This window comes from Pararhizobium sp. P1_E7 (genome assembly GCF_056405855.1).
Genome location: NZ_JBFUBH010000083.1, coordinates 1 through 10387, shown reverse-complemented (window position 1 = coordinate 10387; position 10387 = coordinate 1). Strand labels below are relative to the sequence as shown.

The 10387-nt window shown below is 60.1% G+C and carries 10 protein-coding genes and 2 pseudogenes; 5 read left to right on the top strand and 7 right to left on the bottom strand.

Going from position 1 to position 10387, the window contains the following annotated elements:
* Window positions 1-30: 30 nt before the first annotated feature.
* The 3 genes from AC1D17_RS25870 to AC1D17_RS25860 form a co-directional block, all read right to left on the bottom strand.
* Complete coding sequence (locus AC1D17_RS25870; RefSeq protein ID WP_477568140.1) at window positions 31-540, bottom strand: TspO/MBR family protein; 510 nt, start codon at window positions 538-540, stop codon at window positions 31-33.
* A 68-nt stretch (window positions 541-608) separates the two neighbouring features.
* On the bottom strand, window positions 609-1007 hold the full coding sequence (locus tag AC1D17_RS25865; RefSeq protein WP_477568139.1) for a response regulator: 399 nt from the start codon (window positions 1005-1007) through the stop codon (window positions 609-611).
* 30 nt (window positions 1008-1037) lie between these two features.
* Entirely contained in the window at window positions 1038-3572 is a 2535-nt protein-coding gene (locus AC1D17_RS25860) for a PAS domain S-box protein (protein ID WP_112840508.1), read from the bottom strand.
* 242 nt (window positions 3573-3814) lie between these two features.
* Between AC1D17_RS25860 and AC1D17_RS25855 the strand changes: the two are divergent.
* The 3 genes and pseudogenes from AC1D17_RS25855 to AC1D17_RS25845 all read left to right on the top strand — a co-directional run.
* Window positions 3815-4538, top strand: a pseudogene (locus tag AC1D17_RS25855) (alpha/beta fold hydrolase); the annotation flags it as partial.
* 702 nt (window positions 4539-5240) lie between these two features.
* Complete coding sequence (locus AC1D17_RS25850) at window positions 5241-5675, top strand: hypothetical protein (protein ID WP_112840521.1); 435 nt, start codon at window positions 5241-5243, stop codon at window positions 5673-5675.
* Window positions 5620-6369, top strand: coding sequence for a GAF domain-containing protein (locus AC1D17_RS25845; RefSeq protein ID WP_112849403.1), 750 nt, complete (start codon window positions 5620-5622; stop codon window positions 6367-6369). Before AC1D17_RS25850 ends, AC1D17_RS25845 begins: the two co-directional genes overlap by 56 nt.
* Here AC1D17_RS25845 and AC1D17_RS25840 read toward each other — a convergent pair.
* The 4 genes from AC1D17_RS25840 to AC1D17_RS25825 all read right to left on the bottom strand — a co-directional run bounded on the left by AC1D17_RS25840 (window position 6323) and on the right by AC1D17_RS25825 (window position 8999).
* Window positions 6323-7300 carry a DMT family transporter gene (locus AC1D17_RS25840; RefSeq protein ID WP_477568138.1) on the bottom strand — a complete coding sequence of 326 codons (978 nt, stop codon included), beginning with the start codon at window positions 7298-7300 and terminating at the stop codon, window positions 6323-6325. The genes AC1D17_RS25845 and AC1D17_RS25840 overlap by 47 nt on opposite strands.
* A 47-nt stretch (window positions 7301-7347) precedes the next feature.
* Window positions 7348-8181, bottom strand: coding sequence for an EamA family transporter (locus AC1D17_RS25835; RefSeq protein WP_112840511.1), 834 nt, complete (start codon window positions 8179-8181; stop codon window positions 7348-7350).
* Entirely contained in the window at window positions 8178-8759 is a 582-nt protein-coding gene (locus tag AC1D17_RS25830; RefSeq protein WP_477568137.1) for a TetR/AcrR family transcriptional regulator, read from the bottom strand. Before AC1D17_RS25830 ends, AC1D17_RS25835 begins: the two co-directional genes overlap by 4 nt.
* A gap of 75 nt (window positions 8760-8834) precedes the next feature.
* Entirely contained in the window at window positions 8835-8999 is a 165-nt protein-coding gene (locus tag AC1D17_RS25825; RefSeq protein WP_477568136.1) for a hypothetical protein, read from the bottom strand.
* Window positions 9000-9169: 170 nt separating this feature from the next.
* On the opposite strand from AC1D17_RS25825, the gene AC1D17_RS25820 reads away from it, so the two are divergent.
* Entirely contained in the window at window positions 9170-9784 is a 615-nt protein-coding gene (locus tag AC1D17_RS25820) for a LysE family translocator (RefSeq protein WP_112840513.1), read from the top strand.
* A gap of 281 nt (window positions 9785-10065) precedes the next feature.
* A pseudogene (locus AC1D17_RS25815) lies at window positions 10066-10387 on the top strand (integrase); the annotation flags it as partial.

Sequence of the window (10387 nt, the reverse complement as noted above, 5' to 3'; positions counted from 1 at the left end):
GAATGACGCCGAGCTGGCGCGTGTCTGAAGTCATGAGGTTGGCGGCTCGGTCAACCGCCTGGAGACGTCCCCCACCAAATTTAAGCGCCACACTGCGAAATTCAGCGCGGTCGCGAACGTCACCCATATAAGATAAGGCACAAGTAGTAGCGCGGCTGYGAAGTGGATCGGATAAAAAAGTATGATGGTTGCGACGATGGATAACCAAACCAGGACGATGTCGACGAAGCCAAGGTCGGGGYGATGTAGGCCAAAGAAGAGCGGTGTCCAGGCAGCATTGAGAATAAGCTGCACTGCGTATATTGCCAGCGGCAATCCCGCGCCGGCGAAGCCGACTTCTCGCCAGACCAGCCACCCGGCAACGGCGATCATTAAATAGAGGACCGTCCACACTGGGGCGAAAAGCCAGTTCGGCGGACGCCATCGTGGCTTTTTCAATTGTTCGTACCATTCGCCCGGACGAAACCAAGCGCTCGTCAGCGCCGCGAGGAAACAAGCGATGGTGAAGCAACCAAGTCCGATGAGGGAGGAAATGTCCAACTAGGTGAGCCTTCTCATTTTTTCTCCATCATCGGGSGACATCATAGGAAAAGTCGCACTAGCTTGGGTCACGGCTGCGCATTGACTAGCGGTCCATCCGCCGAGACCTGCTGCAACAAACTCTGGATATCGGCCATTGCAAATGGCTTGGCGAGAACGGGCGTGCCCGCAAACTTGGGATCCAGACCACCGGCGCCATAACCCGTCGCGAACACGAATGGGATGCCACGCTCCTTCAGAACGTCGGCAATCGGATAACTCGGCTTTCCATCCAGATTGACGTCGATGATCGCCAGGTCGAATGTGCCTGTCCGTGCAGCGTCAAGCGCCTCCTGCATCCGAGATGCCACAGCGCCAACCTCATGGCCCATCTCTGTCAACGTGTCTTCAATAAAGAAGGCAATGAGCGCCTCATCCTCGACCACAAGCACGCGAAGTTTTTTTGCCAAAAGGCTCATCGCTTCCATCCTTTCAAACGAGCCGCTATGGCAAAACAATCATGTCACTGGCATTGCGATTTCGCACACGACCCCGCTCGGCTCGAATGAGAGCGTTACCTGTGCATCGAATTCGCGTTGGAGCGCACGCTCGAGAAGGCGGCTACCGAAGCCTTTCTGGGTCGGTGATTGGACTTCCGGCCCACCAATCTCCCCCCAGCGCAATTGGAGACGGCGCTCTCCCTCCGCCCCGACGACTTGCCAGTGAATCTCGATGTGCCCCGTCTCGTTCGCAAGGGCGCCGTATTTTGCTGCGTTGGTGCAAAGTTCGTGAAAAGCCATCGATAGCGAGAGAGCGAGTTTGGGCTTGAGACGCAAGGCAGGACCCGAAATCTTAACCCTCTCCTCAGGCCGGACGCAGATCGGCGCGATCGTCCGAGCGATCAATTCGTTGAGGTCGACCCCTTCCCAGTCCTCGCGCGTCAGCACGTCATGGGCCCTGGACAATGCGATAATCCGAGTTTCGAACTGACGGAAAGCGGGCGTATGTGCCTCCCCGCGAAAGGACTGTGCGGCCAGAGACTGAACCGTCGCGAGTGTGTTCTTCACCCGATGGTTGAGCTCGTTGACCAGCAACTGCCGGCGCTTTTCATGACGACGTTTCTCGGTGATATCCCGGGCGATCTTGGATGCTCCGATCACCTTGCCGCGACCATCCTTAAGGGGCGAGACCGTCAGCGAAACATCGAGCAGGCTCCCGTCCTTACGCACGCGTACGGTCTCGTAGGGTGCGACACGCTCGCCCCGTCGGATGCGATCGAGGATCTCTGGCTCTTCGTCCTGGCGATCCGGTGGAATCAGAATGTTGACCGGCTTGCCTATGACCTCCGCCGCTTCGTATCCGAATAGACGTTCCGCCCCCTTGTTCCAGGTCTGAATAACGCCATTCGTGTCCTTGCTGACGATAGCGTCGTGGGAGAACTCGACGATCGCGGCAAGACGCCCGGCATACTCTTCGGCCTTTTTCTGCTCGGTCACGTCAACCAGCATGTTTATTGCACCCACCAGCCTGCCGTCGGAGTCGTGCAGGGGTGTCGGGTAGGGGATAAACGGGACACGTGTGCCGTCCGGGCGCTCCGCGACCGCTTCTATCCCCCGGACAGGCCGATTTTCCTTGAGCGCGACGGCCATAGGGCACTGGTCGTGTGGCAGCGGTGTCCCATCCGGATTATAGAGACGCCAGGTGACACACCATTCCTCTCCCGGTCGCGGCGTCCGTCCCGCCAGGTCGACCGCTGCCTGGTTGAAAAATGTGATCCTTCCGGCGGCGTCTGTCGTGTAGACTGCGGCTGGCAGTGCCTCGAGCAGCTCGCGCATGTGACGTTCGCTCTGAAGGATTTTGTCCTCCATCCGCTTGGCTTCCGTCACATCCTGGATCACCCGGACCCCGTAGCGAAATTTGCCGGAGGCATCCCGTACGCAGGATCCATAAACGTCGAGATGCACCAGCGCGCCGTCTGGTCGCGCCGCGCGCTTGCGCACGGAGTAATGGTTGATTTCGCCGCGGATTTGCTGCGCGTAGAGCTCGGAATCGTGCTGACGGTCATCCACGTGCGTGTAGTCGAAGAACGTCATGTTCAGGAGCTCGTCGCGGGAGCGTCCCAACATTTTGCAAACGGCGTCATTGACGCGAAGCAGCCGGCCCTCCGCGTCCGCTTCGGCGATGCCGATAGTTGCGGCTTCATAGGTGGCCGCCAGGCGCTCCTCGCTCTCGCGCTGCGCGCCCTGGGCTTCATGAAGGCTCGTGACATCGGTTGTGAAACAGCGAGTGTTGATGAATTTCCCGCCGTCGAAGCGGCTGTTAGACGTGATCAGCACATGCTTGACCGACCCGTCCCTGGCCCGCAGCCGCGCGGGATAGCGATCGAGCTTTTCTCCGCAAGAGAGCCGGTGCAGGATATCGCCGATAACGGGCGCATCCGCGTGGAACTCCGCGATGTGCCGTCCGACATACTCGTCCGCGTCGTAGCCGAGCAAGGAGAGCTCTGCCTTGTTGGCGCGCAGGATAATGCCTTCACCGCTCACGATGTGAAGACCTATCGCGCTGTTTTCGAAGAAATCGTCGAGCTCCGCGGCCCGGCTTCGCACTTCACCTTCCAATGCCTTGCGCTCGGAAATGTCCTGGAAGCAGTTGACGGCTCCCTGGATCCGGCCGCGGTGGTCCCGCAACGGGCGGATATTCACAAGGGCAATGATTCGAGAGCCGTCCGGCCGTTCCATCACGACTTCAGCATTCTGTGTCGCCACGCCGGTCTTTACGGCCTCGGCCATCGGGCAGTCGTCGGGGGAAAGCGGGGTGCCGTCCAGGCGGAACAAGCGATGGGATCCGCAAAAGCGGTGCTTCGCCTCATCAATTGGGGGAGCCCTTCCCCATAGTTTCGAGGCTTCGTTGTTGAAACGCACAAGCCATCCGTCGTGGTCGCACACATAGACAGCACCTGGAATCGCTTCGAGCACGGTGGGCGCGGCAGCTATGAGGGCTTCGTACTCAGTTAGCCTGCGCGCGGCGTTCGGAAATTCCTCGACGTTCGACATTTGGCCCCCTGGTTCAAACGGATGCTTCTGCTTCGGCGAGGCGCAGCAAAATCAAATGCCAGCGACGCAAAATTCAATGCATCTTGGTTTACCGATTCAGAAGAACACATTGTAACGCGAGCGCGAGCCAAAAGGTTCCTTGCTCAAGTCGTCTTTCTTGACAACTTGGACATCGTCAATGCGCCAGATGCTTTAGGGTCGGATTGAAACGATCAGGAATTGCTAGGACCAGAGGATGCTTGATGTCGGTACTCGTCCGCAATAACGTGAAGATCGCGGGCCAGGGAACGCGCTCGATGATGTTCGCCCATGGCTTCGGCTGCGACCAGAATATGTGGCGTTTCATCGCCCCCGCTTTCGAGGACAGCTTCCGGACGGTCCTGTTTGACAACGTCGGCGCTGGAGGGTCAGATCTGTCGGCATTCTCTGCGGCCAAGTACAGCCACCTGCACGGCTATGCCGACGATGTTGTCGAGATTGGGCGGGTGCTGAATATCAAAGGCGGGATTTTCGTCGGACATTCGGTCAGCGCCATGATCGGCGTCCTGGCCGCGAAGAAGGCTCCGGAGCTCTTCGAATGCGTCGTGCTGGTCGGCCCGTCGCCGCGCCACATCGACGACGACGGCTATACTGGCGGCTTCAGCGCGGATCAGATCGAGGAACTGCTGGATTTTTCTCGACAGCAATCATATGGGGTGGTCCGCGGCCATGGCGCCGGCGATCATGGGCAATCCCGACAGGCCGGAACTTGGCCAGGAACTGACCAACAGCTTCTGCCGGACCGATCCAGAGATCGTCAAACATTTTGCCCGCACAACCTTCATGTCCGACAACCGCGAGGATCTGGCGGGCCTCGATGCGCGGGCGCTCGTGCTGCAGTGCAAGGATGACGTTATCGCTCCGGTCAGCGTCGGCGAGTATGTTCACCGGCAGCTTCCCAACAGCAAACTGGTTATCCTGGACGCAACCGGTCATTGCCCCAATCTCAGCGCGCCGGACGCAGTGATCAAAGCGATCCGCGAATTTGTCTAAGGATCCCGCCCCCCCAGAGCCGGCCGTTCCGGACAGTAGTAACCAAGCGGAGGACTTCGAGGACCTCCTCGAACAGGAGGGAAAAAGGTGAAAATCAGAAGGCAGAAGAACGCATCCAAAGACAAAGGCGGTCTTCTCGCACGTGCAGGTCGCGCCAATCGGCAGATCACCCCGTGACCATGGCTAGCAAGCTCTCGCCGGCGTCGAACTGCATTCGCACTTCGACAATCAGAAGTATCGCTACCAGCAGCGCGATACCGGCGAAGGTTAGTCGCTGTATCATGATCATCATGCTCCTGGAGAGGCCAGGCGTGGTTTTGGACGCTTGGACTCCCGGTGGCACCGGAAGCGATCGACACKATAATGTACTCTCCTATGTCGCAATTTTCAAACGCTAACAACTGTCGATTGGGTGAACTCCGAGGTTTTTGTTGGCGGCTAGGTAGGATTTCGCCCCTCTGCACGACCTGCCGGCATTTCTTCCGTCATCGGGCGCAGTTCCGTCTGAAGAGCGATTTGGCGCGGCCGGTCAGCTTCACCTCCCCTTTTCACCGGGCATAATGACTGGACCTGGGCATAGGTTTGGTTCACACTTCTGTCGTGGTCTGAGCATTACGCGTCTCAATGGAGGGCGACATGAAGCACCATGAATTCGATCAACTGCAGAATCTTGCCAGGATCCAGGATTATCCTCATCCCGTCATGCCGCGCGACGAGCGACTCCAACGCTGGGCGGAACTCCTCGAAGCGGATCCGCCGCGGCTTCTCTCGACGTTGCACGAAACCGAATATCAGCCGCGCGCGGTGCGCGCCGTGTTGCGCTGCAACAACTCGGCGATCTCGGTCGCCTTCGACGATCCTGTCCTTCGCGCAGCCGGGATGAAAAACGACACTTACGGAGAGGCTAAACGGTTCTTCGAACTGTCTGACAAGCAATTGCACCGTATCGTCTGCTACTGCCATTTCGGCGCGACGGTAAGCGCTCAGACGACCGCCAGCTATATCCGGGCAAAGCATGTTGACCAGCCGGAAAGTCTTATGGCCCGTCTGCGTGCGATGTTTGTTGGATAAGCCGGCAGGGTCTCTTGGCGCTCGCCGTAAGATTAGGGACCAGCACGCTCGCACCGCGGAACAATTCGCGCGGCAGGCCCACGAGCAGAGTGTGCTGTATCGCTTTACCGACCGCCTCTATCGCGCGCGTTCGATGGGTGATGTCTATGATGCGTCTCTGGATGCAATTGCCGATGGACTGGGTTGCGCCAGGGCATCGATCCTCCGCTTCGACGACCATGGGATCATGCGGTTTGTCGCTTGGCGAAACCTGTCTGCCGCCTATCGGCAGGCCGTCGACGGACACTCGCCATGGCGCCCGGGCGATCAAAATGCCGAGCCGATCTTCATCGGCGACGTTCAAACGGCTGACATACCGGAAGCTCTGACGGCAACCATCCTGCAGGAAGGCATTCGCGCCTTTGCGTTTATTCCGCTGACGATCGATGACAAGGTCATCGGCAAGTTCATGACCTATTTTGCAGAGCCTCGCGAGTTCACGCCGAACGAGCTCCAGTTGTCAGTGACGATTGCACGGCAACTCGGCTTCAGCATCGGCCGTCGATTGGCTGACGATAACGCCCGGCGATTGAGCGCCGCCGAAGCACCGACGCCCGGGGGTCTGGCGCCGCAAGAGTCGATCTCGGGCAGGCGATGGCGACGGGCAACTACATTGCCACATCAGGTTGAGACACAATTGCCGCAGTCAATTTAGGCTCACCGTAAAAAGCGCGGATCGCTGCGACGACACCGGCGGTTAGGACCGCAATCCCGCCGGCTTCCGTCAACGTCGGCCAACGGCCCTGGGCTACCAGTCCGAAGAGCGTTCCGAAGACTGTTTCCGACACGATCAATTGAGCGGAAAGCACGACGGGCAACCGTTGTGCGGCGATTGTCCAGGCCGTGGCCCCGCCGACGGATGCCAGGATCGCCAGAGAGGTTCCCCAGACATAAAGTGGTGCCGCAACATTCCAGCCGAGGCCGAGCCTGGGCATCTCGAACACGTCCATCACCACACCGACCGGCACGAACGCCAGCATCTCCAGCCCGCCACTGACCATGATAAGCGCTGTCCAGACGCCCGAATCCACGTTCGGGCGCTTCGCAAGTGCACTCTGGTTGAGAAGGGCGAACCATGTCCATAGGGTCACGGCCGCGACCGCCAACGGAATGCCGATCACCAGCGACTGTGTCGTCGCTATGCTTCCCCGGTCGAAGACGCTGATGTTGACGAGGCAAAGGCCGAGTGCTGCCAGCATGAGAGGCAGGAACAAGACATTCCAGGAGACGGTTCTCTGACGCAGGTTTCCAGTAACCGCCAGCACCACCGGCACCAGCCCCAGAAACGCGGGCGCGATCACCGGGCCTGCGAAAATGGCCGCGCCCACGACTGTCAGGAAATAACCGACATAGCCGATGAACCCGAGCCAGAGTGCCATCAGCAGGTCGTGGACGCTCAAATCTCGGGCGGCCTCCCTTCTTAGGGCAAGAATGCCAAGTCCGACGGCGCCGGAGATCACAAACCGGAATACTGCAAAATCGAAGACTGAATAATCGCCGATGACGAAAGGGACGACAAAATTCRGCGACCACGCGAAGGCCGCGAACAGGGCGGCCGCGATGCCGATCAACATGGATATGTTCATGGGACGGCGCCTTTGTTTGGAGGTTGAAATGCGGATCACTCGGTTTGTCACGAAGAGCCGAGGAAGACGGCGCCGAGCGCGACGATCGCGCAGGCCGTGACGCGCCGCAGCGTCAGCGCCTCGCCGAGAAATACCCGCCCGATCAGCACGGCGAACACCACGCTGGTTTCCCTCAGTGCCGTGATCGGTCCGGCCGGGCCTAGGGCGAAGGCCGCGATCACGGCGCCGTAGGCAATGAGCGACACCATGCCGCCGCCGATTGCCTTCCAGGTCTCCGGCGAGCGAAGCTCCAGCGTGAGTTTTCCGCGCATGGCGACATAGGTTGCCGACATCAAGGCGCCATAGATCAGGAAGATCCAGATCGCGTAGGTGCTTGCGTTGCCGGAGATCCGCACACCGATCGCATCGACCGTGGCATAGCTGGCGATGAACAGGCCGGTCAGCAGCGCAAATAGAATGGATGGCGTCGAAGCTCGCGTCCGGCCCAGAGAAAGGCTCATGATACCGAGTGCGACGAGAACGACCCCGACCATCGCAAGCAGGGTCAGATGTTCCCCGGCAAACACCAGTCCGCCAAGTGTCACCAGCAGCGGCACGCTGCCGCGAACAATGGGATAGACTTGCCCCAGTTCGCCATGCCGGTAGGCCGAAACCAGAAAGACGCTGTAACCAACTTGGAGACAGGAGGAGAGGATGAGATACGGCCATGCCCCGGAAGGCGGAAGAGGAAAGATTGCGGCGAAGGGGATGGCGATCAATGCCATCGCCAGGCCCATGACCGTCACCGTCCAAAGCCGGTCTGCGCCCGAGCGCAGGAAGGCGTTCCATGTCGCATGCAGGACCGCCGCAAAGAGCGCGAGCGCGATGACGGTCGCGCTCATCGAGACCCGTCCGGCATGGCAATGATGCTGGACGCCGCCTTGCGGACGTCACGCATGGCAGCGTCCCCCTGCCCCATCTGCGCCAACAGGGTTGCTCCTTCGAGAAGCATGAAGAGCGCGGCGGCCGCACTTTCAGCCCGATCCGCAGGCATTGTCTCATCGAGAATTTGGCGCAGACGTCGTTTCAGGCCGTCCTTGTGCCCGGCAACAGCCYCAAAGACCGGATGGTCGGCATCGCCGAACTCGGCCAGCGCATGCGCAAACAGGCAGCCGTGGAATTCCGGGCTGCGAAACCAGCGCTCATACCAGTCGAAGATGGTGGTGATCTTCTCTTCTGGCGTTGCCACCTGTTCGGCGAGGTCGTCGAGTTGGGCATTGAACCGGTCCGTCCGGTACCGCAACACCTCGACGATCAGTCCGTCCTTGCTGGGAAAGTGGCGATACATCGTCATCTTGGCGACGTCCGCCTCGGCGATGATGCGGTCGATGCCAGTAGCGTGGAAACCGACGCTCTTGAACAGGCCATAGGCGGTTTCGATGATGTGCTGACGTTTATCGGAGACGACTGGTGATGGCATGGCAAAAACCCATGGTGATGAGACAGGTCTGTATCATCACCATGGACTGAATTGCCGTGGCCGTCAAGAAGGCCGCTATCGCATCGCGATCATGGTCAGCGCGACAGCGACAAATGCCAGTGCGGCCGAGATCGCACCGAACGCGCACGTGCCGGTCCAATCCCATAGGGAATAGGCCGGGCCGCCGAGCAGCATGGTCGCCATGAAGGCGGCATTGAGAGGCGCGCGCATCGTGTGCATAGACCGCACTTGGCTGGCGACCCGAGACGGCGTTTCCAACGACACCTAAATCCTTGCCGCGCGCCGTGGAGGATGGGCTCCCTGCCCCCCATCCCTGATTTTCCGACTATCGTGCCGCCGCAAATCAGTTATTCTGAATTCCCKAGATCAATCGACATTTCGGGGGTTCCATGGACATTTCGACCTTACTCGCCTTCGCGGCGGCATTCTTCGTCTTCGCCGCCAGTCCCGGCCCGGACAACATGACCATTGTCGCACGCACGATTTCCAACGGCGCGGCGTCTGGCATCGCCTATGGCGCGGGAACTGTCGTCGGTATCCTGATCTTTCTTACACTCGCCGCCTTCGGCCTTTCGTTTCTCGCGGCCGAGATGGGCATCGTCATGATCGTCCTGCGCTATGCAGGGGCTGCCTATCTGATCTGGATGGGCGTGAAACTCTGGACGGCCGAGCCTGTTGTCCCCGAATTGCAGCCTGTCAGCGGCCGGCGTGGGTTGACCACGGTTTTTGCGACCGGCGTTGCTCTTAACCTCGGCAATCCAAAAATGCCGCTGTTTTATGTAGCGCTGTTGCCGAATGTCGTAGGCGCTTCATTGACGCTCGGCCATCTCGGAGCGCTGGCAGCGGTGATCCTCGTCGTTGAAGTGCTGGTCATCGGCGGGCATGTGATCCTTGCCACCCGAGCTCGCAGGCTTCTGCGCAGCGCATGCATCGTGCGGAGGGTGAACCGAGCCGCCGGTGGCGTCATGATTGGCGCTGGCGTGGCGGTCGTTGCTAGCCGCTGACCACGCGTCACAACAGACTGGTCCCGTGCCTTCGGCGACGAAGGCGGCGTCCGCCTCGCTCAAATCGTAGCGCGMCCGGTCGCCCAAGCCGGCAAGGGAGGCACGGGCCGCCGGCGGGACTGGGGTGGTGAGCGGTGAGCGGAGGCGCGAATCCATGCCGAGAGCTTAATCGCGGCGCGCGGTTTATACCAACAGATTTCGCCTAAACCGCACCGCCCGTCGCCTCCATTTTATGTCCGGTAACCTTCCATTACCGGACATATTCTGATAGCCTCCCAATCATGCAACAGCCCCCGACAAACACGCCCAAAATCGACGATTTTGCCGATCGCGATCCTTCCGACGATGTCGATCTCGTCATGGAAATGGGGGCACCACCCCCCGCCCCGCCGGCGACGCTCGCCCCGCAGCCGACACCTGGTGTCCCGACACCCCACGTCCCGGCGCGGCTGGAGGCCCTGGTCGCGACCGCCACCGCCTACGCCAACGCCGCCAGTTCCGAAAACACCCGCCACGCCTACGCCAAGGACTGGCGCCACTTCACCGCCTGGTGCCGTCGCGAAGGTTTTGATCCGCTGCCGCCGTCGAGCCAGGTCATCGGCC

Excerpts from the sequence above, each read along its gene's own strand:
- AC1D17_RS25825 (WP_477568136.1), bottom strand. The coding sequence starts at position 8,999 with ATGCACACGATGCGCGCGCCTCTCAATGCCGCCTTCATGGCGACCATG.
- AC1D17_RS25860 (WP_112840508.1), bottom strand. The coding sequence starts at position 3,572 with ATGTCGAACGTCGAGGAATTTCCGAACGCCGCGCGCAGGCTAACTGAG.
- AC1D17_RS25845 (WP_112849403.1), top strand. The coding sequence starts at position 5,620 with ATGTTGACCAGCCGGAAAGTCTTATGGCCCGTCTGCGTGCGATGTTTG.
- AC1D17_RS25820 (WP_112840513.1), top strand. The coding sequence starts at position 9,170 with ATGGACATTTCGACCTTACTCGCCTTCGCGGCGGCATTCTTCGTCTTC.
- AC1D17_RS25865 (WP_477568139.1), bottom strand. The coding sequence starts at position 1,007 with ATGGAAGCGATGAGCCTTTTGGCAAAAAAACTTCGCGTGCTTGTGGTC.
- AC1D17_RS25850 (WP_112840521.1), top strand. The coding sequence starts at position 5,241 with ATGAAGCACCATGAATTCGATCAACTGCAGAATCTTGCCAGGATCCAG.
- AC1D17_RS25835 (WP_112840511.1), bottom strand. The coding sequence starts at position 8,181 with ATGAGCGCGACCGTCATCGCGCTCGCGCTCTTTGCGGCGGTCCTGCAT.